This window comes from Psychrobacillus sp. FSL K6-4615 (assembly GCF_038008225.1).
GTDB classification, from domain to species: domain Bacteria; phylum Bacillota; class Bacilli; order Bacillales_A; family Planococcaceae; genus Psychrobacillus; species Psychrobacillus psychrotolerans.
Genome location: NZ_JBBOYQ010000001.1, coordinates 2,063,499 through 2,090,474, shown reverse-complemented (window position 1 = coordinate 2,090,474; position 26,976 = coordinate 2,063,499). Strand labels below are relative to the sequence as shown.

General features: G+C 35.4%; 32 protein-coding genes, 1 pseudogene and 2 riboswitches. Of the genes and pseudogenes, 24 read left to right on the top strand and 9 right to left on the bottom strand.

Annotated features, from left to right (window positions below):
- Positions 1-34: 34 nt before the first annotated feature.
- Both MKX53_RS10375 and MKX53_RS10370 read right to left on the bottom strand, forming a co-directional pair.
- Positions 35-505: a hypothetical protein gene (locus MKX53_RS10375; RefSeq protein ID WP_340769560.1), complete on the bottom strand. Its 471-nt coding sequence runs from the start codon at positions 503-505 to the stop codon at positions 35-37.
- Positions 505-855 (bottom strand): hypothetical protein, encoded by a 351-nt coding sequence (locus MKX53_RS10370; RefSeq protein WP_340911092.1) that lies wholly within the window; start codon positions 853-855, stop codon positions 505-507. Before MKX53_RS10370 ends, MKX53_RS10375 begins: the two co-directional genes overlap by 1 nt.
- Positions 856-1,030: 175 nt before the next feature.
- Between MKX53_RS10370 and rpmG the strand changes: the two genes are divergently transcribed.
- The 5 genes from rpmG (at position 1,031) to MKX53_RS10345 (ending at position 5,351) form a co-directional block, all read left to right on the top strand.
- Complete coding sequence (gene rpmG / locus MKX53_RS10365) at positions 1,031-1,180, top strand: 50S ribosomal protein L33 (RefSeq protein ID WP_093538394.1); 150 nt, start codon at positions 1,031-1,033, stop codon at positions 1,178-1,180.
- A 59-nt stretch (positions 1,181-1,239) separates the two neighbouring features.
- Positions 1,240-1,830 carry a 5-formyltetrahydrofolate cyclo-ligase gene (locus tag MKX53_RS10360; protein WP_340911090.1) on the top strand — a complete coding sequence of 197 codons (591 nt, stop codon included), beginning with the start codon at positions 1,240-1,242 and terminating at the stop codon, positions 1,828-1,830.
- Positions 1,827-2,021, top strand: coding sequence for a YqgQ family protein (locus MKX53_RS10355; protein WP_093538396.1), 195 nt, complete (start codon positions 1,827-1,829; stop codon positions 2,019-2,021). Before MKX53_RS10360 ends, MKX53_RS10355 begins: the two co-directional genes overlap by 4 nt.
- A 225-nt stretch (positions 2,022-2,246) precedes the next feature.
- Complete coding sequence (locus MKX53_RS10350) at positions 2,247-4,151, top strand: LTA synthase family protein (RefSeq protein WP_340911088.1); 1,905 nt, start codon at positions 2,247-2,249, stop codon at positions 4,149-4,151.
- A 90-nt stretch (positions 4,152-4,241) separates the two neighbouring features.
- The gene (locus MKX53_RS10345) at positions 4,242-5,351 is read left to right on the top strand and encodes a YqgU-like beta propeller domain-containing protein (protein WP_340911086.1); all 1,110 of its coding nucleotides are present in this window, start codon (positions 4,242-4,244) and stop codon (positions 5,349-5,351) included.
- 52 nt (positions 5,352-5,403) lie between these two features.
- On the opposite strand, the gene MKX53_RS10340 is transcribed toward MKX53_RS10345, so the two are convergent.
- On the bottom strand, positions 5,404-5,583 hold the full coding sequence (locus MKX53_RS10340; RefSeq protein WP_340769555.1) for a DUF2759 domain-containing protein: 180 nt from the start codon (positions 5,581-5,583) through the stop codon (positions 5,404-5,406).
- Positions 5,584-5,716: 133 nt separating this feature from the next.
- On the opposite strand from MKX53_RS10340, the gene MKX53_RS10335 reads away from it, so the two are divergent.
- The gene (locus MKX53_RS10335) at positions 5,717-6,355 is read left to right on the top strand and encodes an MBL fold metallo-hydrolase (RefSeq protein WP_340911083.1); all 639 of its coding nucleotides are present in this window, start codon (positions 5,717-5,719) and stop codon (positions 6,353-6,355) included.
- A gap of 86 nt (positions 6,356-6,441) precedes the next feature.
- Here MKX53_RS10335 and MKX53_RS10330 read toward each other — a convergent pair whose 3' ends face one another.
- Both MKX53_RS10330 and MKX53_RS10325 read right to left on the bottom strand, forming a co-directional pair.
- Positions 6,442-6,684 carry a DUF2626 family protein gene (locus MKX53_RS10330; protein WP_090563733.1) on the bottom strand — a complete coding sequence of 81 codons (243 nt, stop codon included), beginning with the start codon at positions 6,682-6,684 and terminating at the stop codon, positions 6,442-6,444.
- Between the two features lie 141 nt (positions 6,685-6,825).
- Complete coding sequence (locus MKX53_RS10325) at positions 6,826-7,506, bottom strand: helix-turn-helix transcriptional regulator (RefSeq protein ID WP_340911081.1); 681 nt, start codon at positions 7,504-7,506, stop codon at positions 6,826-6,828.
- A 176-nt stretch (positions 7,507-7,682) separates the two neighbouring features.
- Here MKX53_RS10325 and comGA point away from each other — a divergent pair, with 176 nt between their 5' ends.
- From comGA to pnuC, 12 genes are all read left to right on the top strand, one after another.
- Positions 7,683-8,699, top strand: a complete 1,017-nt coding sequence (comGA, locus tag MKX53_RS10320) for a competence type IV pilus ATPase ComGA (RefSeq protein WP_340911079.1) — start codon at positions 7,683-7,685, stop codon at positions 8,697-8,699.
- Positions 8,686-9,744, top strand: a complete 1,059-nt coding sequence (comGB, locus tag MKX53_RS10315) for a competence type IV pilus assembly protein ComGB (RefSeq protein WP_340911076.1) — start codon at positions 8,686-8,688, stop codon at positions 9,742-9,744. The genes comGA and comGB overlap by 14 nt, the downstream gene beginning before the upstream one ends.
- A gap of 10 nt (positions 9,745-9,754) precedes the next feature.
- Positions 9,755-10,069, top strand: a complete 315-nt coding sequence (gene comGC, locus MKX53_RS10310; protein ID WP_340911074.1) for a competence type IV pilus major pilin ComGC — start codon at positions 9,755-9,757, stop codon at positions 10,067-10,069.
- The gene (gene comGD / locus MKX53_RS10305; RefSeq protein WP_340762560.1) at positions 10,062-10,517 is read left to right on the top strand and encodes a competence type IV pilus minor pilin ComGD; all 456 of its coding nucleotides are present in this window, start codon (positions 10,062-10,064) and stop codon (positions 10,515-10,517) included. The genes comGC and comGD overlap by 8 nt, the downstream gene beginning before the upstream one ends.
- Complete coding sequence (locus MKX53_RS10300) at positions 10,507-10,815, top strand: hypothetical protein (protein ID WP_340911072.1); 309 nt, start codon at positions 10,507-10,509, stop codon at positions 10,813-10,815. The genes comGD and MKX53_RS10300 overlap by 11 nt, the downstream gene beginning before the upstream one ends.
- Positions 10,812-11,246 carry a competence type IV pilus minor pilin ComGF gene (gene comGF / locus MKX53_RS10295; RefSeq protein WP_340911071.1) on the top strand — a complete coding sequence of 145 codons (435 nt, stop codon included), beginning with the start codon at positions 10,812-10,814 and terminating at the stop codon, positions 11,244-11,246. The genes MKX53_RS10300 and comGF overlap by 4 nt, the downstream gene beginning before the upstream one ends.
- Positions 11,227-11,424 (top strand): hypothetical protein, encoded by a 198-nt coding sequence (locus tag MKX53_RS10290; RefSeq protein WP_340911069.1) that lies wholly within the window; start codon positions 11,227-11,229, stop codon positions 11,422-11,424. Before comGF ends, MKX53_RS10290 begins: the two co-directional genes overlap by 20 nt.
- Before the next feature lie 114 nt (positions 11,425-11,538).
- A complete protein-coding gene (locus tag MKX53_RS10285; RefSeq protein ID WP_340911067.1) occupies positions 11,539-12,051 on the top strand; it encodes a shikimate kinase in 513 nt (170 codons plus the stop codon).
- Between the two features lie 116 nt (positions 12,052-12,167).
- Positions 12,168-12,262: riboswitch (glycine riboswitch) on the top strand.
- Positions 12,263-12,265: 3 nt separating this feature from the next.
- Positions 12,266-12,350: riboswitch (glycine riboswitch) on the top strand.
- 67 nt (positions 12,351-12,417) lie between these two features.
- Positions 12,418-13,521 carry a glycine cleavage system aminomethyltransferase GcvT gene (gcvT, locus tag MKX53_RS10280; protein ID WP_340911066.1) on the top strand — a complete coding sequence of 368 codons (1,104 nt, stop codon included), beginning with the start codon at positions 12,418-12,420 and terminating at the stop codon, positions 13,519-13,521.
- A gap of 24 nt (positions 13,522-13,545) precedes the next feature.
- Positions 13,546-14,892 (top strand): aminomethyl-transferring glycine dehydrogenase subunit GcvPA, encoded by a 1,347-nt coding sequence (gene gcvPA, locus MKX53_RS10275; protein ID WP_340913319.1) that lies wholly within the window; start codon positions 13,546-13,548, stop codon positions 14,890-14,892.
- Positions 14,885-16,345, top strand: a complete 1,461-nt coding sequence (gcvPB, locus tag MKX53_RS10270; protein WP_093538412.1) for an aminomethyl-transferring glycine dehydrogenase subunit GcvPB — start codon at positions 14,885-14,887, stop codon at positions 16,343-16,345. Before gcvPA ends, gcvPB begins: the two co-directional genes overlap by 8 nt.
- Before the next feature lie 512 nt (positions 16,346-16,857).
- Positions 16,858-17,580 carry a nicotinamide riboside transporter PnuC gene (gene pnuC / locus MKX53_RS10265; protein ID WP_340911063.1) on the top strand — a complete coding sequence of 241 codons (723 nt, stop codon included), beginning with the start codon at positions 16,858-16,860 and terminating at the stop codon, positions 17,578-17,580.
- 94 nt (positions 17,581-17,674) lie between these two features.
- On the opposite strand, the gene MKX53_RS10260 is transcribed toward pnuC, so the two are convergent.
- The 3 genes from MKX53_RS10260 to MKX53_RS10250 all read right to left on the bottom strand — a co-directional run bounded on the left by MKX53_RS10260 (position 17,675) and on the right by MKX53_RS10250 (position 19,822).
- Entirely contained in the window at positions 17,675-18,088 is a 414-nt protein-coding gene (locus MKX53_RS10260; protein ID WP_340769545.1) for a ribosomal maturation YjgA family protein, read from the bottom strand.
- An 11-nt stretch (positions 18,089-18,099) separates the two neighbouring features.
- Positions 18,100-19,374 (bottom strand): ATP-binding protein, encoded by a 1,275-nt coding sequence (locus MKX53_RS10255; RefSeq protein ID WP_340911060.1) that lies wholly within the window; start codon positions 19,372-19,374, stop codon positions 18,100-18,102.
- 64 nt (positions 19,375-19,438) lie between these two features.
- Positions 19,439-19,822 carry a rhodanese-like domain-containing protein gene (locus tag MKX53_RS10250; protein ID WP_093538415.1) on the bottom strand — a complete coding sequence of 128 codons (384 nt, stop codon included), beginning with the start codon at positions 19,820-19,822 and terminating at the stop codon, positions 19,439-19,441.
- Positions 19,823-19,924: 102 nt separating this feature from the next.
- On the opposite strand from MKX53_RS10250, the gene MKX53_RS10245 reads away from it, so the two are divergent.
- The 5 genes from MKX53_RS10245 (at position 19,925) to efp (ending at position 25,802) form a co-directional block, all read left to right on the top strand.
- Positions 19,925-20,761 (top strand): lipoate--protein ligase family protein, encoded by an 837-nt coding sequence (locus MKX53_RS10245; protein ID WP_340911058.1) that lies wholly within the window; start codon positions 19,925-19,927, stop codon positions 20,759-20,761.
- A 160-nt stretch (positions 20,762-20,921) separates the two neighbouring features.
- On the top strand, positions 20,922-23,483 hold the full coding sequence (locus MKX53_RS10240; RefSeq protein ID WP_340911055.1) for a vitamin B12-dependent ribonucleotide reductase: 2,562 nt from the start codon (positions 20,922-20,924) through the stop codon (positions 23,481-23,483).
- A 185-nt stretch (positions 23,484-23,668) separates the two neighbouring features.
- A complete protein-coding gene (locus MKX53_RS10235; protein WP_340769541.1) occupies positions 23,669-24,091 on the top strand; it encodes a hypothetical protein in 423 nt (140 codons plus the stop codon).
- A gap of 73 nt (positions 24,092-24,164) precedes the next feature.
- On the top strand, positions 24,165-25,226 hold the full coding sequence (locus MKX53_RS10230; protein WP_093538419.1) for a M24 family metallopeptidase: 1,062 nt from the start codon (positions 24,165-24,167) through the stop codon (positions 25,224-25,226).
- A 15-nt stretch (positions 25,227-25,241) separates the two neighbouring features.
- Positions 25,242-25,802, top strand: coding sequence for an elongation factor P (gene efp / locus MKX53_RS10225; RefSeq protein WP_093538420.1), 561 nt, complete (start codon positions 25,242-25,244; stop codon positions 25,800-25,802).
- 151 nt (positions 25,803-25,953) lie between these two features.
- Here efp and MKX53_RS10220 read toward each other — a convergent pair.
- Positions 25,954-26,544 (bottom strand): annotated as a pseudogene (locus MKX53_RS10220) (GNAT family N-acetyltransferase).
- 201 nt (positions 26,545-26,745) lie between these two features.
- Here MKX53_RS10220 and MKX53_RS10215 point away from each other — a divergent pair.
- Positions 26,746-26,955, top strand: coding sequence for a SpoIIIAC/SpoIIIAD family protein (locus MKX53_RS10215; protein WP_093538422.1), 210 nt, complete (start codon positions 26,746-26,748; stop codon positions 26,953-26,955).
- Positions 26,956-26,976: the final 21 nt, after the last annotated feature.

The window sequence follows — 26,976 nt, the reverse complement described above, 5'->3', positions numbered from 1 at the left end:
TTATGACCTTAAAGGGGCGTATTTTTCTCTGTTTTTAGCGTGTAATAGTTTCAGCAATTTGTTTTAAAGACATAGAGGAATTAAGCTCGTAGTTTCCAACTTGAACGCGTCCTGCTAATCCTTGATCAGACAAATAATTATCCATATCGACTTTATTTAAAATGATGCCAGCATCTGCTAGTTTTTCACTAATTTCAGAAGATGTCATTCCAACTTCGATAGAAAGAGTCATCGAAGCAGCTGTAGGAGCTTGTTCCTCTGGTGTTTCAGTTTCAGCAGTTTCCTTGGGAGCAACTGTTTGAACTTGTTGTGCCGCATTTAAATCAAGCTGTAGCTCCGCTAACTGTTTTTTTACTTCAGTAAGTTCCTGTTGTGCCTGCTTATAAGCTTCGTCTGTAGTTGTAGCAGTGGAACTAATACTATCTTTTTCGACAAGTTCTTCTATTTGAAATGCAGCACCAGCAAGAAATAATCCAATTCCTATATTTCGAATGGTTTTATTCATTACTTACCACCACCAATTACATATTTAACTTCATCAATGGTTAATGAAGAGCGCACACTAATTTCATTTAACGAAAAACCTTGTTTATGTAGCTCTAAGACTTGGTTTTTTATAATATCATGGATAGCGGGCTTAGTTTGTTTTTTTAATGGTGTAGAGACTTTTGTAGATTCGATCAGTAATTCTTCTTCTATTACTTTAAGTCTACGGTTAATAGTACTTGTGTCCTGATAAACTGTGAATGATAATTCCTCTAACTCCGACTCCACTTTTTTGGAGGAATCCTTGAAGAAAAAAGAAACTGCGATTAGTACAATACCTATAATCATTATAATGATGGAAAAGTCCATAATACTCACCTCTTATTGTTATATTTCTACACTTATACTAACACATTCGAAAAAACTTTGAATAAATTCTTGCATTAATAGTAGATTTTATTTTGATGTATGCTATAATTGGTTAGTCGTATAAATCATGCTCAAGTTTTATATTTAATCCTGACAAAGAGTGGGAGGGACAACCATGCGCGTTAATATTACACTAGCTTGTACAGATTGCGGAGAGCGCAACTATATTTCTAAGAAAAACAAGCGTAACAATCCAGAACGTCTTGAACTTAAAAAATATTGCTCTCGTGATAAAAAAATGACTACTCATAGAGAAACTAAATAATAACCTAAACCAAAACCGATTATGGTTTTGGTTTTTTTCTATTTCTTGGAGGAATATCGATGACTAAGAAAATTATGAGAAATGCGATGAAAAAAAAATTAACCTCTTTGGATCAAGTAGCATATAATAATCAGTCCAAACAAATTGAAGAAAAGTTTTTACAACAAATAGCAGATTCATATACTACTACAATCGGATTAACGATATCTAGCTTCCCTGAAGTGGATACATGGAGTATAATAAAAGAGTTATGGAGTATAGGGAAAAAAGTAGTAGTACCTAAATGTACACCCATAGATAGATCCATGATATTTTATGAAATACAAAGTTTTGACCAATTAGAACGAGTTTATATGCATTTACTTGAACCAAATCCTCTGAAAACCAAAGCTGTTGCTTCCCAAAACATCGATTTACTCGTCGTACCTGGAATAGTTTATAGTCAACAAGGCTACCGCATTGGATATGGTGGAGGCTATTATGATCGTTTCTTAACGAAATTTAAGGGAGATACTCTATCACTGGCATTTGATATACAAGTTGTTAATGATGTTGAATATGATGTATTTGATCTACCCGTTAATAAGATAATTACACCAACGAATATTTTTCAATGCAAACAGATTCGTGAGAAGGATGAAATAGTATGAATTCAGTATACGACGTTATGCAACTTTTAAAACGATTTGGAATATATGTATACACGAAAGATCGTTTAGCCGATTTAGAAATGATGGAAGATGAAATAAGAGAGCTATATAAAATGCAAATGATTGAGTCGAAAGACTTTCAAATAGCTATATTATTATTGAAACAAGAGCAAAGTAGGAGCAAGATTTAAAGGACATCAGAGGCGATTAAGCTCTGATGTTTTATGTTTTTATAAATAAGTGAAACTTTTTACGGGTTGAATCCGTCTTATATAGGGTATGGTATAAAAGACTTGTACAATTCTATCATAATCATTGTTCTTTTTTATTGATTTATTGTTAAGAAAGGATTAAGATAAGTTCTGTTACTTTGAAATAATTATAAAATATAGATTGAAAAAGGGGAGGGTGTAGGCATGATGAAAAAAAATTGGCCAACACATTCTATTCTAATTCTTGCTATTGTGGCAACTTGGATAAAAACATATATTGTTTACCACACCAGCTTTGACATGGATATTGAAAATACAATGCAACAAGTGATACTCTTTTTAAACCCGCTTAGTTTTTTACTATTTATCTATGGGATTTCATTGTTCTTTAAGAGTCCTAAAGCTAGAAATAGATATATAGTAATTACAAGCATAATACTTTCCGCTATTGTATATGCGAATGCGGTGTTTTACCGTTTTTTCACGGACTTCATTACAATACCGGTACTATTTCAAACAAGTAATTTTGGTGACTTAGGTTCATCTGCAGCAGAAAGTATCTTTTTGACTGATATCTTCTATTTCACAGATGTTGCAATCATCATTATTGCATTGAAGTGGTTGAAAATCGGAGCAGAGGTTAAGCTAGTTAAACCAGCTGTTAGAAGAGCATATTTTGTTATAACTGCAGCAATTTTATTTTTAAACTTAGGTTTATCTGAAATTGAAAGACCACAACTATTAACAAGAAGTTTTGATCGTGAAATGCTTGTAAAGAATATTGGTCCATATAATTATCATTTATATGATATTTATATCCAATCTAAATCACATGCGCAAAGAGCGCTCGCTGATGGTAGTGAATTAGTAGAAGTAAATAACTATGTTCGTTCTAACCAAGTAGATGCAAATGAAAAAATGTACGGAGTAGCTAAAGATCGTAATTTAATCGTTGTTTCGATGGAGTCCTTACAATCTTTCGTTATTAATAATGATATGAATGGTCATGAAGTAACACCGTTCTTAAATTCATTAACGCAAGATAAAGACACATATTATTTCTCTAACTTTTATCATCAAACGGGCTTAGGGAAAACGTCTGACTCTGAGTTCTTACTAGAAAATTCACTATATCCACTTGGTGGAGGAGCGGTATTCTTTACTCATAGTGGGAATACATTCCATTCGATGGCGGAAAGCTTAGGCGAAGAAGGATATTATACAAATGTATTACATCCTAATAACAAAAGTTTCTGGAATCGCGATATAATGTACAGAGCATTGGATATCCAAAAGTATTATGATGAACAAAGTTATGTTGTGAATGAAGAGGATGCAGTTAACTGGGGTATGAAGGATATACCTTTCGTAAAACAATCAGTTGATTTGATGGCAGATATGCCTCAGCCGTTTTATTCTCGTTTAATCACTTTAACAAATCATCATCCTTTTACACTGGATGAAGAGGATAAGTTGATACCTGAGTATGATTCCAACTCAAATACACTTAATAGATATTTCCAATCGGTTCGTTATATGGACGAAGCTTTGAAGGTGTTCTTTGAAGATCTAAAAGAAAAAGGTTTATATGATAACTCTATTATTGTTATGTATGGAGATCATTATGGTATATCTGAAAATCATAACAAAGCAATGGAGCAATATTTAGAAAAAGAAATTACACCATACGAATCAGCGAAACTTCAACGTGTTCCACTATTCGTTCACATTCCAAATAGTGGCGAGGGTAAAGAAATGACTGAAACGTCTGGTCAAATTGATTTACGACCTACGATATTACATGCTTTAGGTGTAGAAACTTCAAAAGATATGCAACTTGGTGCAGATATGTTCTCTGAAGAACATGAAGAATTTGTTGTGTTCCGGGATGGTGGATTTGTAACAGATAAGTTTGTTTATGCTGGTAATGCTTGCTATGAAAATGCGACAGGGCTACAGATTGAAATAGATAACTGTCAGCCATATATAGATAGAGCAACCCAAGAACTTGGCTATTCCGATCAAATTATTAATGGTGATCTATTACGCTTTTATGATTTGAAAACAGGAAACTTATTGTTAGATGAAGCAATAAAAGAAGACAAATAAGCTAAAGCACAGACATATTTTTGTCTGTGCTTTTTCTTTGAAACAAAATGAATTTAAATTCGTCTAATACATTGTGAAGGGGGGAGTCGGTTGAAAAAAACTTTGATGTTATTACTTTGTATAGGATTCCTGCAAGGTTGTAGCGAGAAGGAATCTAGCAATGATACAGTAAAACAAGATGTTGATAGTGAAATACGAGCAGATAGTGATGAAGTAGGGAAATTAGCGAATCCAGTTAAACCTTCCATTTTGTTGGATAATAATGCCTTCCATAGTGTGGTAGGGTGGATGTCCAATGATGAAATAGTTTTTGTTATTGTTGAAAAAGGACAATGGATGATTAGAACTTATACTGTATCAACGGCTAGTTGGAGAACGATTTATTCTACAACTACTCCTATTATTCAAGCTACCATTCATCCTTCAAAAGAAATGATTTTATTACATACTTCTAAAGATTCATCCTCTGCAGAAATTCAATTTTTACATAAAAATGGTTATATTATTCAGAGCCTTTCGTTTGAATCGGCAGAAATTTATATGGATTGGCATCCCACTAATCCAAATTTAGTTGTGTTCTCTATATTTTATGAGGACTGGACTTATAATACGTTTGTATATGACGGTGCTACTCAAGATTTAACATCGATCGAAATAGAAAATCCGTTTGTAAAATGGTATGATGAAGAGAATTTAATGGTATTTAGATGGTCGGATTCTGCCTTAGATGGAAGTGAACTTTTCCTTTACTCGAACATAGATGGGACTCTGAAAAGTACTGGTGAAGAAAAGATATTGGATGTGACGAACATAGGGGAAGCTCTGCTATATGTTCAAATAAACGAAGAGAACAAACAATTTGAATATCGTTTGGAAGAGAATAATGGTAAAAGAGAATTTAAATGGGCAACGCCAGCTGTCTCTAATTACTCTGAGTGGGTCATTCCTTCTTTTTCCATCGTTTCGCCACAAGAATTACTATTATTAAACGCTAAAGAATCTCGTAATCAGGATGATCCAAGTCAAAAAAGTATACTATCGAAGATTTCTTTAGGGGGTCAAAACATATTAGGTGAAGTAGAGGAACAATCTATCATGTGCTCACCTTCTGCTAATATTTGTTTGGGCGGGTATACAAAAGATAATTGGATTCAAGTAGAGCCGCTAAAAGTTGAGAAGTGGATTTATTTAAATGAATAGAAAAAAGCTGCTGTACATATAAAAAATGTACAGCAGCTTTTTTAATTACGTTTTAGTGTAAGCTTGGTGGGAAACCTTGTTGCACAATTGTCATGACAGTAAAGAAGCCAAATACAGCCAATGTACCAAAATTAAATAGAACACCTAAAACATTCTTTTCTTTAAAAGCTTGATAAGTACCAACTACAGCTAAAAGTGTAACTAGTCCAAAAATAACCATTAATAAGTTCATAAAAGACACTCCTTTCGACATCAGAAAATGAATGTCGCATTTGCATATTTCTCTTCTATTGTAATTCTAATTTGAAGTTTTGTCGAGTAGAAAAGTGGTGAATTATCGTATAAGATTAGAAAGAGGTGATTTTATGTTAAACGTTCGAACTTATCCGTTAGGTTATATTCAAACAAATTGTTATATTGTTTCAAATGCTACGAAACAATGCTTAATTTTTGATCCGGGGGGAGAAGGAGACAAGTTAATTAGTGAGCTTCATCGATTAAAGATGAACCCGTTGGCGATTATATTAACCCATGCACATTTTGATCATATTGGAGCCGTAGACCAAGTGAGAGACAGTTTTAACATCCCGGTATATATCCATACTTCTGAGAAAAAGTGGTTAGTGGATCCTGTTAAAAATGGTTCAGCCAAATATGCAGAAATCCCATCTATTATTTGCAAAGAGGCAGATGTATTGTTGAATAAGGAGTCAGAGTTAAAAATTGGTGATTTTCATATGAAGTTAATACATACTCCCGGGCATTCGCCAGGTAGTTTAACGTATTATTTTAAAGACGATGAATTTTCAATTGTGGGGGATACGCTTTTTCAAAATAGTATCGGTCGGACAGACCTTCCAGGGGGTAATGAATCCGAACTTTTGAAGGCTATTCATACAAAACTGCTTACATTACCTGAAACCACTCTAGTTTATCCAGGACACGGTTCATCCACTACTATTGCAGCAGAAATGGAATCGAATCCGTTCTTAAATGGTTTTTAAAAGGTTCACATAGTTTTACCCTTTTAATTGGAGAAAATACACAAAAAGCAGCTCATTGAAGTGAGCTGCTTTTTGGTGAACAATTATTAATGTCCCGCACCTGGTACGTGCATGAATGTCGTGTAATATGTAAAACCTGCGAAGAAGAACATTAAGTAAGCTCCGAAGATGTACATATACATACGTTCCGAAAGGTTTAAAAACCCTAAAAGAAGGAATAATCCCGTATTTGCTAAAAATAGTAAAGAAGCTTCTGTCATATCACCTAAATAAAACATAACTGCAAAAATCCCTGTCCAGAAAGCCATTACTTTATACATATTGCCCATTTGTAGTCCCTCCTTTTACAACCATACAAATAATTCTCATATTTATTATAAATGAAAGTGATCGTACATGTAAACTGATTATTAGTTTTCTTTACACATTATACTCTCTATTGTCACAAATATGTATTATCTATGCTTTCATTATAGGACTTCTATTTGATATACGCAATTGCTACATTGTTTTTGTTTACTTTCAAGCTGAATAAATTCGTTATTTGAGAACAAAGCATCAAACTGGCCTTTTAAAAATGATTCGTGAATACTGCAAATAATATGGGGATGATTAGTTAGTTGACCTTTAAAAGGGCAATTAAAAATAGAGAATGTAATAATTTGTTTATCGTCTTTTTTTTCGATATTTGGGATATATCCTACAGCGAGAGCAGCAGCAGATAGTAGTTCTATTTTTTGGTCGAAGCTCTGATCGTTTATTTTGGCCTGTTGCATAGAATCGTATCCCGAAGTATAACTAATATTTTTTACTTTTTCGAGCGCTTCTGTACCCATTGTTTCCACTAACTCTAATAACCAGCCTAGTAACAGCTGATTTTCTTGTTTTGGAAAACTTAACTGAATAGGTTGATCTGCAACGGTATATATACGCGCTGGTCTACCGCCTTTTTTGTTGTACAGTAACTCCGAGGTAATTAATTTAGTCTCATTTAGCTTGGTTAAATGTAATCTTGCAACATTAGGATGTATGCCGAATCGATCTGCAATTTGCTGCACATTTACTGATTGTACTTGCTTAACAATATACAAATAAATTGAATACCTAGTTTCGTCCGCTAAAGCATTAGTTAGCTGTAAAGTATTTGGCACACAATTACCTTCTTTCTTCTATTAGTTATTATTATAATCAATCACATAAGAATAATAAAATAATTATAATATAACAGAAAATTTAAAAAACTACTTCCAATTTTAGATGTAAGCCAGTATAATAATCGGTACAAGCTGTTTTGCGGTCACAACTTGTATCTGGGGAAAGGAAAATTATGCAACAAGTAGAAAATGTTATTGAAGAAAAGTGCTTTCGACTACTTAGAAAAGCTCATAAATTCGGTGCTTCCGATTTACACATGATTCCTAACGAAGACAGTTATACTTATTTTTTTAAAAAAAATTCTCAAATGTTTGAAGCGGGTAAGCTACCATTGAACATTGGAGAACGCATCATCTCATTCTTCAAGTTTCTCTCCTCTCTTGATATCAGCGAAAAAAGAAAGCCACAAAGCGGTTCCTTTCAACAAGTATTTAACTCTCATAAATTCTCATTTCGTGTGTCTACACTTCCCTCCATTTTTAGCAAGGAAAGTATGGTAATTCGTCTCCAACAACATGACAACGCTAAAATTATTCATTCCCTCTCTTTGTTTAGAGATGCAACAGAAAAAATTGTAGAACTTGCCAATAATCGTCAAGGTTTGATCTTATTTGTAGGTCCTACAGGCTCTGGAAAATCCACCACTATGTATTCACTCACCAAATATTGTTCAGAAAATTTAAATCGACATGTCATTTCGTTAGAAGACCCAGTCGAGAATAGCCAGTCCCATTTACTTCAAATTCAAGTGAATGAACGGTCTGGAGTGACTTATTCGACTGGTCTAAAGGCTATATTACGCCACTCACCAGACGTTATTATGATAGGAGAAATTAGAGACGAGTCCACAGCTAAAGCAGCAATTCAAGCAGCGCTCACAGGCCATCTTGTCGTTTCAACTATTCATGCAAAGGACGGTGTGGGATCTCTTTATCGTCTTGTCGATCTAGGGGTAACCTCAGAAGAGCTAAAGCAAACAATTTCCGGTATTGTTACGCAAAGATTAGTCGTTGCATCAAAAAGCAGTGAATCTGAATTATCCGCAGTTTTTGAGATTCTATCTGATGATTTGTTAGAGGAAGCATTTCAATCTATGTATATTGGTAAAATTTATCATATTCCCTATCAATATTCTTTATCCTATCAAATAGAGAGAGGGGTTAGAGAAGGTGTTATTGAAAAAGGTTAAAGCTTATTTGGAAAGGAAGCAACAAACAATTCCTCCAAAAATGCATTCCTCTTTTTTGAGTAGATTAAGTGATCTCTTAAAGGAAGGTTATACCTTTCATGAATCCATTACTATGTTGTTGCCCTTTCATGTGAAAGACTCAGATACTGTTAGTAAAAGAATTACCGATGTACAACGAAATGGATTAAATGTGGTCGATGTATTTAAATTATTAGGTTTTCCAAATAGATTATTGTTGCCATTGAACCTTGCTTCTGTACATGGTCAATTACAACAAACGATTACTGTATTAAGCATAAATACTGCATTTTTTGAAGGTGCCAAAAAACGTCTAAATAACTTATTGATGTATCCTATCTTTTTGTTTTCGATCCTATTTTTATTGTTTACGATGTTTAGAATTTACTTCATGCCTAATATGGAATCGTTGATTGGTTCAAGGGGAAATGAGTCTTCGGACAATTCTTTAGCTTGGACAGGTTATCTTCTACAAATGCCAAATATATTTATCTTCGCAGCAATAATTGGAATCAGTTTGATTGTTTTATCCTATCTTGCCATACAAAGACTTTCATTAGAGAAGCAACTCCAAATTTATTTGAAATTACCAATAGTGAGAAGTTGGTACCGATTGCTTCTTACCAGAATATTTGCAAGAGAAATGGGTGGACTATTGGAAAGTGGCATGTCGTTACAACAATCATTTGAAGCACTTAACTACCAAAAGGAGCATCGAGTTCTTCGCTATATCGGGGAACAGATGAAAGACAAGGTAGTACATGGTGAATCATTCTCACAGGCCGTGTTCCTTTTAGATTCATTCACAACCGAATTATTTTATTTTGTTGTACATGGTGAAAATAGTGGTTATTTAGGGAGAGAACTATCTCTCTATAGTGAGTTTCTTAGTCAAGAAATAGAAAGTAAGCTATCTCGCTATATAAGTATAGTTCAACCAACGTTATTTTTAATATTAGCCATATTCATCATTGGTGCTTACTTGGCTATATTATTGCCTATTTATAACATGATTAATATTGTATAAAGGAGATATTATGAGAAAATTACTGAAAAATAACAGAGGCTTCACTTTAGTTGAAATGATGATAGTTTTGCTGATTATTTCTGTATTAATTCTTATTTCTATTCCAAATGTAACAAAGCACTCTGCAAGTATCGATGAAAAAAGTTGTCAAGCCTTTGTCAAAATGTTGGAGGGCCAAATTGCGGCATATAAAATGGATCATAAGAAAATACCTACACTAGTCGAACTTGAAGAAGGAGATTATTTACCAGGCAAAAACACAAAATGTCCTAATGGGGACAACATTACGATCAATTCCACAACAGGGAAAGTGACTAGTGGCTAACTTCGTACAGTATAAGTTTAAGTCTGACGAGAAGGGATTCACAATAATCGAGATGTTGCTTGTTTTATCAATCGTTATGGTTGTTTCTTCTTCAGTCATTTTATTGTCGGCATCTAAGCTGGAGGAAATGGAGGAAGAGAGATTTTATAAGCAACTGCATTTAGATATCCAGAGAATTCAAGCAATCTCTATTGGAGAAAACAAATATACCTATATTTATTTTATTAACAATCGAAGGAGTTACCAAGCAAGATCGGCTAATGTCATATTGTTTGAAAAAGAATTACCGAGGAATATGCATTTAGCAGATGAGAGTACGATCAAAACGATTTCCTTTCATCCAAATGGTAATCTTAACAATTTTGGAAACTTATTATTTGAAACAGAAAGAGGGGAGAAGCGAATAACTCTATATATAGGTAGAGGTGTTATAAATTATGAAAAATAGTGAAGGATTTTCTTGGCCAGAAACAGTTTTATCTTTGAGTATCATATTTATCATTACTACGACAATTTTACCGTTTCTAAATTATATGGTTGTGCATTTAGAAGATAAAAAAAGAGAATATCATTCATCGCTAGTTATGTATGAAGTTTCAAAGATGTATACCGTAGAAAATATGAAAACTGGAGGTATGCAAGTGAATAAGATTATGTATTCATATGAAATTAGTAGCGAATCAATTTGTATAGATTATGATGGGATGCAGGAAAAGAAACATAAATGTGTGTCCCTTATCAAATGAAAATTCGAGATCAGTCAGGATACACTTTACTGGAGGGGATTCTCCATTTAGCAGTATTTATGCTATTCGCTCAGGTAGTGGCTGGCACTATGTGGTGGATGACGAACGCCGAAGCAAATGTGACAGATACGACAGAAACAGAATGGGCTTTGTTCATCCAATATGCAGATTCGTATTTAACCGAAGTAGACTCCATCGCTGTTCATGATAATTCGAAAGGAATTACGATTGAAAAAAATGAAATGAAATACAAATTGGAATCCTATCAAAACGTTATTCGCAAAACAAAAAATATGGACGGTCACGAGCATATGTTAGTTAATATAGAATCTTTTTTTGTTGAAGTGATAGGAAACTCACTACGAATACGAGTGGTTTTTTTAAATGATTTAGAAAAGGAGCATGTTTTTTATGTCACATATGCTAGGTAATGAAAGAGGAGTATTTTTTCCGGCTGTAGTTATTCTTTTAATGGTTGTGACAATCTTCTTGCTGTCTATTACTGCTGCTTATCAATCCAAATATCAGACGTTTACTGCTTTAGAAATGTTTTATACAGGTGCAGCCATCGAAAAAATAGAGCTGTTCCATCGACAAAATTTGCAATAGTTGTTCATAGGGCTATTTTTATAGTTGTAATAAAAAAAGCCACTCACTATAATAAAGAATAACTTGATGGTGTTGCGGCGCCGAGAAAATTGGAATTTAGTGAGTTGGTGAATCATGTATAAGGTATATTTAGTAGGATTTATGGGAAGTGGTAAAAGTGCAATCGGTAGAAGATTGAGCTTTTTCTTAAAAATGCCTTATTACGATATGGATAAGGAAATTGTTAGAATACAAAATAGAACAATCCCTGAGATTTTTGAACAAGAAGGCGAAGCGTACTTTCGAAAAGTAGAGACAGATTTTCTTGAGAATTTCCGAAACGAATCTTGTATCATTTCGACAGGTGGTGGCGTTGCCATGAGCGAAAAAAATATTGAAGTGATGCGAAGAACTGGACTTGTATTATATTTAGATGCCACTTTTGAAGATATTTGGATGAGAATTAAAAACGACAAAAATAGACCGATTGTGCAAAACAGTACAAAGGAAGAATTAGAAAGATTGTATAGAACGAGGAGATGGTTCTATAAAAAGGCTGCACATATTTCAATTCGAACAGAACATAGACCTCTTAGACAAATTACAGAGTATGCAGGATATCAAGTGAATAGGCTCAAAGGCGAATGAAAACGTAACAATATAATTGTAATGTTCGTGTTTTACTAATTTTATCAAAAAGTATTGCTTCTGAATTACTTGAATGTTAGGATATAGACAAAGAGTGAGTTATACAGATATCGCGGATGATTATATGGGGAGAGAACGTACTAGCTGCGTCGCCGAAGGAGCAAGTAATGAAAATTATGAATCTCTCAGGCAAAAGAACTCATATAGGACGCAACTCTGGAGAGCGCTTTCGTTTATCCTACGTAAAGCCACCAAAGAGGAAAGCCATTTTTGGTAAACTTTCAGGTCCCAGGACAGAGAACCCTTGTTTTTCCAAAGGGGTTTTTCTGTCCTTTTTTGTATGGAAATGTGAAGGAGGAGATTATTTTGGCAGAACAGTTGAAACGAACACCTTTATTTGATGTATATGCAAATTACGGAGGAAAGACGATTGACTTTGGAGGTTGGGAGTTACCAGTACAATTCTCTAGCATTAAGGCGGAGCACGAGGCAGTAAGAACGAAAGCGGGATTGTTTGATGTTTCTCATATGGGTGAAATCATCTTAACAGGCACAGATAGTGAAGAATATCTTCAAAAGATTATGACGAATGATGTCTCCAAATTAGTAAAAGGCCAGGCTCAATACACAGCTATGTGTTATAAGGACGGCGGAATAGTCGACGATTTGTTAATTTACAAAATGGATGACAATCATTATCTTCTAGTTGTAAATGCTGGCAATATTGAAAAAGATTTTAACTGGATGCAGGAAAATGCTTCAGGTGATGTAACATTAGTAAATAAATCAGAAGATTATGGTTTACTTGCTTTACAAGGTCCGTCAGCGCAAGGCATTTTACAAAAGCTGACTACTCAAAATTTAGACGAAATAGGATTCTTCCGTTTTGCAAATAATGTCGATGTCGCGGGTAAAGATGTAATTGTGTCTCGAACTGGCTATACAGGCGAAGATGGATTTGAACTATATGCATCTTCAAAAGATTTAAGAGACCTATGGAGTAGTATTTTAGATGCTGGAACCGAAGAAGGTATATTACCCTGTGGTTTAGGTGCGCGTGATACTTTACGTTTTGAAGCCTGTTTACCACTGTACGGTCAAGAACTGACAAAAGATATTTCACCACTTGAAGCTAATATCGGTTTTGTTGTGAAACTTAAAAAAGAACAAGACTTCAATGGTAAATCTATATTGCTTGAACAAAAAGAGAACGGTGTACAAAGGAAGAGTATTGGAATCGAAATGATAGATAAAGGAATTCCTCGTACGGGATATCCAGTATTTGTAGATAATAAGCAAATTGGTCATGTAACATCTGGTACACAATCACCTACATTGAAGAAAAATATTGGTTTAGCTTTAATTAACGCAACATTTGCTGAACTTGGGCAAGAGGTCGAAATTGAGATAAGAAATAAACGATTAAAAGCAATTACAATAGCAACTCCGTTTTATAAAAGAGAAAAATAAGACTTAGAAAGAGGTTGTACATTGATGAAGCATCGTTATTTACCAATGACTGAGCAAGATCAAAAAGAAATGTTAGATGTAATTGGCATTTCCGCAATTGATGAATTGTTTGCAGACATTCCTGAAAAAGTTCGTTTTAAAGGTGAGTACAATATTAAACCTGCAAAAGCAGAATCTGCTCTATTGAAAGAATTGAGCCAGCTTGCTGCAAAAAATGCTGACAGTAAACAATATGCTTCCTTTTTAGGTGCTGGTGTTTATGATCATTTCAAGCCAATTATTGTAGATCATGTTATTTCTAGATCAGAGTTTTATACTGCCTATACTCCGTATCAACCTGAAATCTCTCAAGGTGAACTTCAAGCAATTTTTGAATTTCAAACGATGATTTGTGAACTAACAGGAATGGACCTTGCGAATTCTTCTATGTACGACGGTGGTACTGCACTAGCAGAAGCGGGCAACCTTGCTGCAGCTCATACGCGTCGCAAAAAGCTACTCGTATCAGAAGCAACACACCCAGAATATATAGATGTGGTGAAGGTATATGCAAAAGGACAAAATATCGAAGTAGTTACAGTGCCAATGAAAGATGGAGTAACTGATTTGATGAAATTAGAAGAATTAGTAGATGAGGATACTGCTGGAGTAATGGTTCAATATCCTAATTTCTTTGGACAAATAGAGGATTTAGCAAAAGTAGAGCAATTAACCCATGCGCAAAATGCCTTGTTCATTGTTTCGGCCAATCCGTTAGCACTTGGTGTCTTAACACCCCCGGGTAAATTTGGAGCAGATATTACAGTTGGAGATGCACAAGTATTCGGGATTTCCGAAGCTTTTGGTGGTCCACACTGTGGGTTCTTTGCAGTAAGCACTAAGCTTATGCGTAAAGTTCCAGGTCGTTTAGTAGGTGAAACAACAGATGAGGAAGGCCGTCGTGGTTATGTACTAACTTTACAGGCCCGCGAACAGCATATCCGCCGCGATAAAGCTACATCCAATATTTGTTCAAATCAGGCATTAAACGCACTTGCAGCTTCCGTTGCGATGACAGCACTTGGTAAAAAAGGTGTTAAAGAAATGGCAACTCAAAATATTGTAAAAACACATTATGCAAAACAATCCTTTGAAAAAGCAGGATTCGAAGTGCCGTATCAAGGTGCACATTTTAACGAAATTGTTGTAAAAGTAAATGGTTCCGTGGCAGATGCAAATAAAGTACTTCTTGAAAAAGGAATGATCGGTGGATTTGATCTAGGACGAGTGAACGCAGATCTTAAAAACCATGTATTAATTGCTGTTACAGAGCAGCGTACGAAAGAAGAAATAGATGCACTCGTGCAAGAAATGGGGGCTCTTCATGCATAAAGATAATCAACCACTAATTTTTGAAATTACGAAAGAGGGTCGTGTAGGTTATAACCTACCTGAACTAGATGTACCTGAAGTAGATTTGTCAACTCTATTACCAGAGGGTATGCAGCGCGTGGAAGAAGCTGAATTGCCGGAAGTATCCGAACTAGATATTATGCGTCATTATACGGCTTTATCTAACCGAAATCATGGGGTGGATACAGGATTCTATCCGCTTGGTTCTTGTACGATGAAGTATAATCCAAAAATTAACGAATCAGTTGCACGTTTCCCTGGGTTTGCGAATATTCATCCATTACAAGATGAGGCTTCTGTTCAAGGCGCAATGGAGTTAATGTACGATCTTCAGGAACATTTGATCGAAATCACTGGGATGGATGAAGTGACACTTCAACCAGCTGCAGGTGCACATGGAGAATGGACTGCGCTCATGATGATTCGTGCATTCCATGAAGCAAATGGGGATACCCAGCGTACAAAAGTAATTGTACCTGATTCAGCGCATGGAACGAATCCTGCTTCCGCAACAGTTGCAGGTTTCGAAACTATTACCGTCAAATCAAATGAGGAAGGCTTAGTAGATTTGGAAGATTTACGTCGTGTAGTAGGTCCAGATACTGCTGCTTTGATGTTAACTAATCCTAATACATTAGGTTTATTCGAAGAAACAATATTAGAATTAGCAGAGATTATCCACGGTGTGGGTGGCAAATTGTATTATGACGGTGCAAACTTAAATGCCGTTATGTCAAAAGCACGTCCTGGAGATATGGGCTTTGACTGTGTTCACTTAAACTTGCATAAAACTTTCACAGGTCCACATGGCGGCGGAGGTCCTGGTTCAGGTCCAGTTGGAGTTAAGGCTGATTTAATACCGTTCTTACCAAGCCCGGTACTCGTAAAAGAGGATGACAAATATACATTTGACTATAATCGTCCGCAAACAATTGGAAGAGTTAAACCATTCTACGGAAACTTCGGTATAAATGTTCGTGCCTATACGTATATTCGTTCAATGGGTCCTGATGGTCTTAAAGCTGTAACAGAGTACGCTGTATTGAATGCAAACTATATGATGAGACGATTAGAGGGACATTTCGATCTGCCTTATAACCGCCATTGTAAGCATGAATTCGTACTAAGTGGTCGTCGCCAAAAGAAACTGGGCGTTCGTACGCTAGATATGGCCAAACGTTTGCTTGACTTTGGTTATCATCCACCTACAATCTACTTCCCATTGAATGTAGAAGAGGGTATGATGATCGAGCCAACAGAAACGGAGTCAAAAGAAACTTTGGATGCATTCTGTGATGCAATGATTCAAATTGCAAAAGAAGTAGAAGAAAATCCAGAAATCGTTCAAAATGCTCCTCATACTACAGTTATTAACCGTTTAGATGAAACAAAAGCTGCGCGTAAGCCGGTATTAAGATATATAAAAGCATAACAGAAAAAGGGTGTGATTCTTCCAGGATCACACCCTTTTAGTTGTATCTATTAGTACTTTCAATTGCTGATAAAACACTTAATATGTTTCTAACTATCACCCCCAACCTATATTGTCTCCGGCTTTTCTTATCGAGCATGTAAATGTATTCCTTTGAAGGACATACTACTCTATTAAAATATAAAATTCTTATTGTAACTTTGTGTCCATATACGTATACTATACCTGTAAACTAAAAACTTTACAGGTGTAAAGACAACAATGGTTGATTAGTAATGAAAGAAAAACGATAGCCTCAACTTCTGAGGGTAGTTGGGTTCGTTTATATTCATGTTGGTCCTAATCGATGTCGGTATCTCTTGTTCTTTATTTAAGTCCTAGTATTGGGTTAATGCTAGAGAAAGAAGAGTATGCTTGCTTTTTAGCCTATAAAGTATTAGTTTCGCTTCCGAGTATTCTACGACTTTTACAAGTAGGTATCAGCGGCAAATTTAAACTTTTTGGAGGGTACGATGAAAAACTGGACGAAATTTGAGCTAGCTTGGCTAGGAGTCTTTACTTTAGTAAATATTTATTTGTTTTTTGCATGGGGTGACTCGTTGCTCGGTTTGATTAGCTCTCTGACAGGGATGCTATGCGTTGTTCTAGTAGCGAAAGGGAAAATCAGTAATTATTACTTTGGGATTGTCCAAACTGGAACATATGCATACATATCCTATACATACGGATTATATGGAGAAGCGATGTTAAATGGATTGTTTTACTTTCCGTTGCAGTTTGTTGGAATTTACTTGTGGAATAAAAATAAAGTTGATCAGTCAACAACTGGAGAGGATGTTAAAGTAAAGACTTTAACCAAAATACAGTGGATTCAGTTAATTGTAATTGCTGTTATAACTTCGGTTCTTTATGCATACTTCTTGCATTTAATTGGAGGTCAACAGATAAGAATTGATTCAGTTGCTGTCGTGTTATCCATTATTGCTCAAATTTTGATGATTAAACGATATGCGGAACAGTGGGTGCTATGGATTGTCGTCAACGGATTATCCATTGTATTATGGGCTATTACATTATTGCAATCAGGTGGAAACGATTGGTCGATGTTAGTGATGTGGACCGCATTTCTCGTTAACTCAATATACGGATATGTAAATTGGATAAAAATGAGCAAAGAACAAGACGACGTGGGGGGATTAATCGAAAGCGAAAGCAAACTTATATTGGAGGGGTAATATTATTCATCATAAAAAGGCTTGTCAATTAATAACTGGCAAGCTTTTTTTAGGTTATCCTAAAAACTTTTCAGCACCTTTAATCGGGGTATACCTAGTGTTTTTGAGCAATAATAGGATAAATCCATTTATCCACTACAAAAGCTATAAAAATACCAATACAATACCGTAGTAGATCTTTTCCAAGAAAACCTTTACCGAGTATTAGAGCACCCAGCAAAGTATCACGTATTGTATTAATCCAATTTGCTTGATACAGCTGACTAAATTCAACTATAAAACAAAAAATAACACTTAGATATAATGCTGCATACTTACTTCTGTGTACAAAGAAAAACCGAAAAAGAAAATACACCATCATTGCCCATACTGTATCACCGGCATGACTTTGGATAAAAGGAGGCAACGTATTAAAATATCTACTACTCAACCCAAGGGCAATAGTGAGTATAACCGCAATTACGTAAAAAATCCTTTTCGGTTCATTGGTAAAATGCAAATTTATCACTCAGTTCTTCATTAGTAGTTAAATCCAATAGAGTTTTCATCATTTTCCCAGTTGTTTTTATTTGATCGATTATTTTGCTTTGTTAGTTCTTCTATTCTCTTCTCGTAATCCAAGTTCCCATCATAGTGCCAGTTTAGCGCAACGGACATATATAGTTCGTTTAACTGGGACATAGACAGCCCTTTAGAAAGCTTGGCCATCTCTTTCACTTGGTCGTCAGAGAGTATTCCTTTGATATCTAGTTTGCGTAAATAATCTTGTCGAACTTTTGCTGTTGGAGAAGGAATTTCATACGCTCGGTCAAAACGACCAGCACGGTTAATAAGCGCAGGATCAATTTTTTGAGGGTAATTGGTTGTCCCTATGATAAATAGTCCTTCTCTGGATTGGGCACCGTCTAGGGTGTTTAAAAAGACTGAACGAGTATATTCAGGCATGGAATCTATATCTTCAATAACTAAAATAGCAGGTGCTAGTCTTGTCACAATACCAAATACTTCTTGGATGGAATGACTACCCGTAAACTCTGTAATCTGCCAATAGACAACCGGTGCTTTCGTTGATCCAGTAATTGACTTTACTAAAGTTGTTTTACCATTACCAGGGGAGCCATAAAGAAGAATACCTCGCTTATAGGGAAGTCCATATTCTTTAAAGAAATACCCATCTTGTTTAAAAAATTCATCAATGGAACGAAAAATATCTTGTTTAATACTTTCTGCTAAAAGGACATCGTCTCTACTCACAGCTGCCTGCTCTCCATAATTTCTCCGTTGGACACCATTTTCTGTATCCACCAGATAAGTTACAGACTGCATTAACAATTGTCTTAGCTTTTCGTTAATTTCTTGTAAGAAACTCAAGGCTTGATCTACCGAAGTTGAAAAAAACTGATATTCTGGCCAGGTGTTTCCTCCAGAATAGTTAAATGCAAGAGTTAAGGCCACATTATATTGTGGAAAGAAAATAAGATTGTTTTCAAATGTTTCTACAACTTCTAATTTATTCTCAAAGCTTAATGGAGACTTACTAGAAATCTTACGCTGAGCCTTTGTTTCGAAAATAGAACATAGCACTTCGTATGGAAGTAAGCCTTTTCCCATCATATCTAACAAATTTCCCTCCAGTTGAAGAATAGAGTCGCCAATATCAATTACTTGCCAATCTCCTGTTGCCCGTTCATTCAACGTAGAAATAATTCGTCTTGAAACAATAGCAAAATCATCATAATTTGGGTGAGTGATTCTAAAATCTTCTAAATGAGAAAACAAAATGTGTTTTTGCATCTAAACCCTCCAGATTGTGTGGATGAAAGAAAAAAGGTTCCTCTGTTTAGAAGAACCTTATGTATTACTTAGATTTAACTTTACCTGTCCAAGCTTTGAACCCACCTTGGAGCTGGAATAACTGTGTATATCCTTTTTTCTTTAAAAACATTGCTGCACGCGCACTTCTTGCACCACTTTGATCATACAAGTACACGGGCTTGTCTGGACGAATTTCTTTATAACGCTGACGAAATTGAGTAGAAGGAACATTTCTTGCTCCTAAAATATGTCCACCATCAAATTCTTTTGGTTCACGCACATCAATCAGCTGTGCTTTACGGTAACCCTCAATAAATTGTTCTTGCGTGAGATTGGTTACAGTTTTCTTTAAACGATATGCCGAGATTCCAGCATAGACTAAAAAGGCAACAAGTATAGCGATAACGAAGTACAATAATTCTAACACGGTCTTTCCCCTCTCTATGTTTCCTATTCATTATAAAAGAAGTGCTAGATACAATTCAATCTATTTGATAAAATGATACACGTTGTGAAGGGAGAGATTAAGGTGGAAAAGACAAAATGGTACTTCATAAATTCTGGCCCCTGCAGTCCATCATACAATATGGCGTTGGACGAAGCCTTACTGGATTGGCATAGTGAGGGTCTTATTCCCCCGGTTATTAGATTTTACGAATGGAATCCAGCAACATTATCTATTGGGTATTTTCAAACTGTGGAAAAAGAGATTGATATAGAAGCAGTGAAAAGATTAGGGCTTGGTTTTGTGCGTAGACCTACAGGGGGAAGAGGGGTACTTCACGAACATGAACTTACATACAGCGTAATCGTTACAGAGAGTTATCCAAGTATGCCAGCAACTGTAACCGAAGCTTATCGTGTTATTAGTGAGGGTTTACTGCTAGGATTTCAAAATCTTGGTTTAAACGCTTATTTTTCTGTTCCGAATACAGACGAACAGAAAGAAAATTTAAAAAACCCAAAATCAGCAGTTTGTTTTGATGCACCAAGCTGGTACGAATTAGTCGTCGAAGGAAAGAAAGTTGCTGGTAGTGCACAAACAAGACAAAAAGGTGTTATTCTACAACATGGTGCAATATTACTTGATCTTGATGAAGATAAATTAATTCAAACGTTTAAATTCTCTTCAGAAGAGATAAGAGAGAAAGTGAGAAAAGGCCTATCTCAAAAAGCTGTCTCCATTAACAAAATAATATCAAAACCGGTAACAATGGAAGAATGTAAAATTGCTTTTAAAAAAGGATTTGCAGATGCCATGGAGATAGAATTGGTCGAATATAACTTAACGCAAGAACAGAAGAATTACGTAAGACAACTAGAAGTGACAAGATATGCTAATGATAAATGGAATTATAAAAAATAAAAGTAACAATGTCTTATAGTAAATTCGAAAACTAGGAGTTAGGGATTATATTAATTAATCCTGACTAGTTTCGCTTTACTCTTCAATATATTGTGTCGTATTATAAATGAAACTACTACATGTTGTGTCAATTGCAATTTGTAGAATGGAGGAAGAGTAAATGGTAACAACTAAAAATGAAACGAACCTTACTTTAAATGTTGAAGCATTAAACAAAGATATCCAATTATTTCCACAAGTGCATTCGATTACAGAAGATATGACACTTACACATAAAGGTGTGTCAAGACTTGTCATGATCGATCGTTATTCCTTTAAGGATACGGAAAAGAAAACGTTAAAGGCAGGAGACTTTGTTGTTCTAACAGTTAAAGAAGATCCTAAATTTCCAGCGCGTGGCCTAGGGTATATCGTTTCGATTAACGAACAAGCGAAAACAGCTGAAGTGCAAATCGAGGAAGATTACCGAAGTGCGATTGACGATGCTGCCAAGATCGAATCTGGAATTATTACTCGTCCTTTAAGCGTGATTGAAAAACCTCTTGAAGTATATTACGAGCAAATTGCCAAAAGAAACGCGACAGGACTTGCGTCTGTAGAAAAAACAGAAGCAAAACGGGAAGAATGGTTTGAGAAATTCTACCAACAACTAGTTTCTTTAAAATTCATCCCAGCTGGACGAGTACTATATGGTGCAGGAACGGGAACAGATGTTACTTATTTTAATTGTTATGTGATGCCATTCGTTGCAGATTCGCGTGAAGGGATTAGTGACCACCGCAAACAAGTTATGGAAATTATGAGTCGTGGTGGTGGAGTTGGTACAAACGGTTCTACTCTAAGACCAAGAAATACGTTAGCTCGAGGAGTAAACGGAAAATCCTCTGGTTCTGTTTCATGGTTAGACGATATCGCTAAACTAACTCATCTTGTCGAACAAGGTGGTTCCCGCAGAGGTGCACAAATGATCATGCTAGCAGATTGGCACCCTGATATTGCGGAATTTATAATCTCTAAAATGCAAAACCCTCGTATTTTACGTTTCTTGATTGAAAACACAAATGATGAAACGATCAAACAACTCGCGAAGGACAAGCTTAAATTCAAACCACTTACTGTTCAGGAAGAAGCGATGTATCAAGGGATTATCAATTACAAAGCTATTCCAGGTCTAGGTGGATTTAATGCAGATATCATTCGTGATGCAGAAACAAAATTACGTGATGGCGGAACTTATTCCGTTCATAATTCTGAGTTTTTAACTGGTGCAAACATCTCCGTGACGCTGACGGATGACTTTATGAAAGCAGTAGAAGAAGACAGCGACTTTGACTTGCGTTTCCCGGCAACTGAAGCTTATTCTCCAGAAGAAATGGATTTCTACAACGAAAATTGGCATAAAATTGGCGATGTTCGTGAGTGGGAAAGAATGGGCTATGAGGTTCGAACTTATCGTACAGTAAAAGCGAAAGATCTTTGGAATTTGATCAATATTTGTGCTACTTATTCTGCAGAACCAGGTGTTTTCTTCATCGATAATGCAAATGAAAAAACGAATGCTACAGCATATGGACAAAAAGTTGTCGCTACTAATCCTTGTGGAGAGCAACCACTTGCACCATATTCTGTATGTAACTTGGCTGCTGTGAATTTAGCACAATTTGCAAACAAAGAAACTAAGACTGTGGACTATGAAGCGTTGAAAGAAACAGTAAGTGTTGGTGTACGTATGCAAGATAATGTTATCGATGCAACTCCATACTTCTTAGAAGAAAACAAAGTACAAGCACTTGGTGAAAGACGTATAGGCTTAGGTGTTATGGGTCTTGCCGACTTGTTAATCTATTGTGAAAAAGAGTATGGTTCAGATGAAGGTAATGTTTTAGTAGATGAAATCTTTAAAACAATTGCGATTGCAGCATATGAAACATCAGCAGAACTTGCTGTAGAACGCGGAAGCTTCCCATTCTTAACTGGTGAGACAGAAGAGGAAACTAATCGCTTGCGTAAGGCATTTACGGAAACAGGATTTATGAGTTCAATGCCAGAAGACATTCGAAATTCTATTTTAGAGAATGGTGTTCGAAATTCTCATTTGTTAACAGTCGCACCTACAGGTTCAACTGGAACAATGGTTGGTGTTTCTACTGGACTTGAGCCGTATTATTCCTTCACTTACTATAGAAGTGGTCGTTTAGGTAAATTTATAGAAGTGAAAGCAGACATTGTGCAAGAATATTTAGGTAAAAATGAATCTGCTGAAGAAGAAAATCTCCCAGAATGGTTTGTTACTGCGATGGAACTTGCTCCTGAAGCTCATGCAGATGTGCAATGTATCATTCAACGTTGGATTGACAGTTCTATTTCTAAAACGGTTAACGCACCACGTGGATATACGGTTGAACAGGTTGAAGGAGTGTACGAGCGTTTATATCGTGGTGGAGCTAAGGGTGGTACTGTGTATGTCGATGGAAGTCGCGACTCACAAGTTCTGACGTTAAAAGCAGAGGAAAATACATTAGAAGATCATCCAAAAGAAGAAAGAGTAGAAAAAAGACATGTAGTTTTAATAGATACGATTCAAGATTTACGCTCAACCAATGTAACGATTGGTTCAGAAGTTGGAAATACATGTCCTGTTTGTCGTAAAGGTACTGTGGAAGAAATGGGTGGATGTAACACATGTACCAATTGCAATGCTCAACTAAAATGTGGGCTGTAAAGTACAAAACCAATAACAAATTTCACGTGTACTAAGATATGATCGTTCCATGGATCTCATATTTTCCTATAATAATTCTAAAGCACAAGCTGATAAGTTCTCTTATCACTTGTGCTTTTATTTTGTTGCAATGTTTAATTACTAGCTCTTTCGCTTAAACTATAGGAAAAACAAAGGAGATTTACATGAAAGGATTATCGATTATTACTAGTATGGTTGCGGCAATTGGAACGACCATTCTATTTAAAATGTTGGATTATTTTCAATTCATCAAGTGGAATCCTATCGGATATACGAAAACTTTTCTCTTTTTAAAAGGGACCAATGTATATTTGAAATGGATTATTTTATTTTTAGTCATTTGGGGAATTTGTTTTCTTCTATACTATTTAGGATTATTATTTATTAAAATTCCAGTTTCCATCACTAGTTTTACTATAGGCCTCATCATTGCGATTGTACTTGAATGGATTATTTTAGATGCAGATTCAATAGAGAAAACGATAAAAAAAATATCGATCCCTTTTATCTGTATAGTTATAGTAGCTGTTCGTTTCATCATGGAATCGGCGATATTTCACTACAAAGATAATCCTCTAGAAAAATGAAAAATTTACCGCCCTCACTTACTATGATAAAATATACAAAGAAGTAATATAGAAAATGAGATGAGGGCTAAAAATGAAACTTAGTAAATTACGTGCAGCACTTGAAGAAAATGGAGTAGACGCTCTGTTAATTACGAATGGTCATAGCATCCGCTACATGACAGGATTCACTGGAACAGCTGGTGTCACAATAATTTCTAAAACAGATGCAGTGTTTATAACAGATTTTCGTTACACAGAGCAAGCCGCGAGTCAGATTAAAGATTTTCGTATAGTACAACATAAGAAAACAATGATGGAAGAAATTGCTACACAAGTAACAGATATGGGGATCAACTCATTAGGATTTGAAAAAAATGATGTGACGTATAGCGATTATGAACTATACAAGCAAGCTGTACAAGTCGATTTAGTGCCACTTTCAGGCCTTGTTGAAAAAATTCGCTTGATTAAGACGGACGAAGAGATTAGTATAATAAAGGCAGCTTGTCGTATTGCTGATGAAGCATATGAGCATATCGTTACTTACATAAAACCAGGTATGACTGAGCTTGAAGTATCGAATGAATTAGAATTTTTCATGCGCAAAAAAGGAGCAACTTCTTCTTCCTTTGATACAATAGTAGCTTCTGGAACACGTTCAGCACTTCCGCATGGTGTTGCTACGGATAAAGTCATTGAAAATGGAGATTTTGTCACATTAGACTTCGGTGCATTATACAATGGGTATATTTCGGATACGACACGTACGTTGGCAGTCGGGGAACCAAGTGATCAATTAAAAGAAATCTATCAAGTAGTCCTTGATTCTCAACTATTAGCTTTAGAAAAAGTTAAACCAGGAATGACTGGTAAAGAAGCAGACGCTATCGCTCGAGATTATATTGCTTCAAAAGGTTACGGGGAAGCATTTGGTCATTCGTTGGGTCATGGGATTGGTTTAGAAGTGCATGAGGGTCCTGGATTGTCATTCCGTTCCGATATCGTTTTGGAGCCAGGTATGGTTATCACGATTGAACCTGGTATTTATCTGCCGAATATTGGTGGAGTAAGAATTGAAGATGATGCTCTTGTGACAGAGAATGGTTTAGAGAAGCTAACGCATTCAACAAAAGAATTACTAATCTTATCTTAATTTGGAGGAAAAATAATGATTTCAGTAAATGATTTTAAAACAGGCTTAACAATTTTAGTGGATGGTGTATTATATCGAGTGCTAGATTTCCAACATGTAAAACCTGGTAAAGGTGCAGCATTTGTACGTTCTAAGTTGAGAAATTTACGTAACGGTGCAGTAAACGAAAAAACTTTCCGCGCTGGAGAAAAAGTGGAAAAAGCACAAATTGATAACTTTAAAATGCAATATTTATATGCAAATGGTGATCAGCATGTATTTATGGATACTGAGTCTTACGAACAAATTGAGTTAAATGAAAACCAAATCGAGTATGAATTAAAATTCTTACGCGAAAACATGGAAATACATGTAATTCAATTCCAAGGGGAAACATTAGGAGTAGAATTGCCAAAATCAGTTGTTCTTGAAGTAACGGAAACAGAGCCAGGTATCAAAGGAGATACGTCAGGCGGCGGTTCTAAAACTGCTAGTCTTGAAACTGGTTTAGTAGTAACGGTTCCATTGTTTATCAATGTTGGCGATAAGCTAATCATCAATACAGATGAAGGTTCATACGTATCAAGAGCTCAATAAATTAAAACTATATTCGATGAAGGGTCTCACATTTGTGAGGCTCTTTTTTTTTTTTTTTACAAAAAAATAGCATTGAAATATAAGTAAAAATGAGCTAAGAAAAAGGCTTTACTTCTTATTGAAGTAAAGCACGACAGTAGTTGCACAAACACTATTTAATTTTAAGGTATTTTTCATAACAAACACATTCATGAATTCGTTGGCTAGATGTTTTAAACTGTTCCATTTCGTCTCCTACATAATGTGCAAATGCATTGACTAAATGGAGTTTAGGAATGTTACTTTGAATTTTATTTTTCATTTCTTATCCTTCCAAGTAAATATGGTAGTATGAATGCACGTTAAGGAACAACATTTTTTCATACCAGTTCCGTACACATGGGTCATCTCTAGTCCAAGCTTCAAAACGATTTAGACCGATATTAATTGCTTGCTTTTCCGCTGCATGAAGTAGTTTCTCGCCAATTCCTTGTCGATAATAATCTGGATGAACAGCAATATGCCAAATCATTCCTCCTAAACCTTCTCCTCTTGAACAAACGGTCTTTTCTTCCTTTTCATACTCAACGTCAATGAGTCCAACAATTTGTCCGTTTAATTCTGCAACTAATTCAATTGCAGGATTTTCATAGCTTTTCTTTTTGTTTAAAACATTATCAAAATAAGCTGTATGCAAAAATGATAGTACTCTACATCGAAGCCAACCTATTTCATCAGAATCTTTATATGCACGAATGATCAACTAATATATTCTCCCCTTCATACCAAATTTAAGAATTTGTTTGTTTAAGTTAACATCAATACCTCTTAAATAATTCGACTAAGAACATCAAAACCCTTTCTTTACTAGAATATAGATCTAAGTATTCATCCTCATATGCACTTTTCTTTCATATTACGCTCTACGCTATCATATGTTGTTTGTATGGAAGGGGGAGGCATTGTGGAACTTCACGATGTACTTCGAGTTGCGGGAATTGGTATTTTAATAGCTATTCTTCACTTGTTTTTTGAATCTACAGGCAAAAAGGAATTTGCGTTTTTTTTATTTTTCGTTGGCTATATCTATATGACAATTGAATTATTGCGACTGTTAAAACTTTTCTTTTACGAAATATCTACATTTTTAGAATGGCTTATGATGACGAGTTAGCCTATGATCATTTACATAACA

Excerpts from the sequence above, each read along its gene's own strand:
- efp (WP_093538420.1), top strand. The coding sequence starts at position 25,242 with ATGATTTCAGTAAATGATTTTAAAACAGGCTTAACAATTTTAGTGGAT.
- comGC (WP_340911074.1), top strand. The coding sequence starts at position 9,755 with ATGAGAAAATTACTGAAAAATAACAGAGGCTTCACTTTAGTTGAAATG.
- MKX53_RS10290 (WP_340911069.1), top strand. The coding sequence starts at position 11,227 with ATGTCACATATGCTAGGTAATGAAAGAGGAGTATTTTTTCCGGCTGTA.
- MKX53_RS10340 (WP_340769555.1), bottom strand. The coding sequence starts at position 5,583 with ATGAACTTATTAATGGTTATTTTTGGACTAGTTACACTTTTAGCTGTA.
- MKX53_RS10375 (WP_340769560.1), bottom strand. The coding sequence starts at position 505 with ATGAATAAAACCATTCGAAATATAGGAATTGGATTATTTCTTGCTGGT.
- pnuC (WP_340911063.1), top strand. The coding sequence starts at position 16,858 with ATGAAAAACTGGACGAAATTTGAGCTAGCTTGGCTAGGAGTCTTTACT.
- MKX53_RS10240 (WP_340911055.1), top strand. The coding sequence starts at position 20,922 with ATGGTAACAACTAAAAATGAAACGAACCTTACTTTAAATGTTGAAGCA.
- MKX53_RS10335 (WP_340911083.1), top strand. The coding sequence starts at position 5,717 with ATGTTAAACGTTCGAACTTATCCGTTAGGTTATATTCAAACAAATTGT.
- MKX53_RS10300 (WP_340911072.1), top strand. The coding sequence starts at position 10,507 with ATGAAAAATAGTGAAGGATTTTCTTGGCCAGAAACAGTTTTATCTTTG.
- gcvPB (WP_093538412.1), top strand. The coding sequence starts at position 14,885 with ATGCATAAAGATAATCAACCACTAATTTTTGAAATTACGAAAGAGGGT.
- MKX53_RS10255 (WP_340911060.1), bottom strand. The coding sequence starts at position 19,374 with ATGCAAAAACACATTTTGTTTTCTCATTTAGAAGATTTTAGAATCACT.
- MKX53_RS10370 (WP_340911092.1), bottom strand. The coding sequence starts at position 855 with ATGGACTTTTCCATCATTATAATGATTATAGGTATTGTACTAATCGCA.
- comGF (WP_340911071.1), top strand. The coding sequence starts at position 10,812 with ATGAAAATTCGAGATCAGTCAGGATACACTTTACTGGAGGGGATTCTC.
- MKX53_RS10235 (WP_340769541.1), top strand. The coding sequence starts at position 23,669 with ATGAAAGGATTATCGATTATTACTAGTATGGTTGCGGCAATTGGAACG.
- MKX53_RS10330 (WP_090563733.1), bottom strand. The coding sequence starts at position 6,684 with ATGGGCAATATGTATAAAGTAATGGCTTTCTGGACAGGGATTTTTGCA.
- MKX53_RS10285 (WP_340911067.1), top strand. The coding sequence starts at position 11,539 with ATGTATAAGGTATATTTAGTAGGATTTATGGGAAGTGGTAAAAGTGCA.
- MKX53_RS10350 (WP_340911088.1), top strand. The coding sequence starts at position 2,247 with ATGATGAAAAAAAATTGGCCAACACATTCTATTCTAATTCTTGCTATT.
- rpmG (WP_093538394.1), top strand. The coding sequence starts at position 1,031 with ATGCGCGTTAATATTACACTAGCTTGTACAGATTGCGGAGAGCGCAAC.
- MKX53_RS10360 (WP_340911090.1), top strand. The coding sequence starts at position 1,240 with ATGACTAAGAAAATTATGAGAAATGCGATGAAAAAAAAATTAACCTCT.
- gcvPA (WP_340913319.1), top strand. The coding sequence starts at position 13,546 with ATGAAGCATCGTTATTTACCAATGACTGAGCAAGATCAAAAAGAAATG.
- MKX53_RS10355 (WP_093538396.1), top strand. The coding sequence starts at position 1,827 with ATGAATTCAGTATACGACGTTATGCAACTTTTAAAACGATTTGGAATA.
- MKX53_RS10230 (WP_093538419.1), top strand. The coding sequence starts at position 24,165 with ATGAAACTTAGTAAATTACGTGCAGCACTTGAAGAAAATGGAGTAGAC.
- comGA (WP_340911079.1), top strand. The coding sequence starts at position 7,683 with ATGCAACAAGTAGAAAATGTTATTGAAGAAAAGTGCTTTCGACTACTT.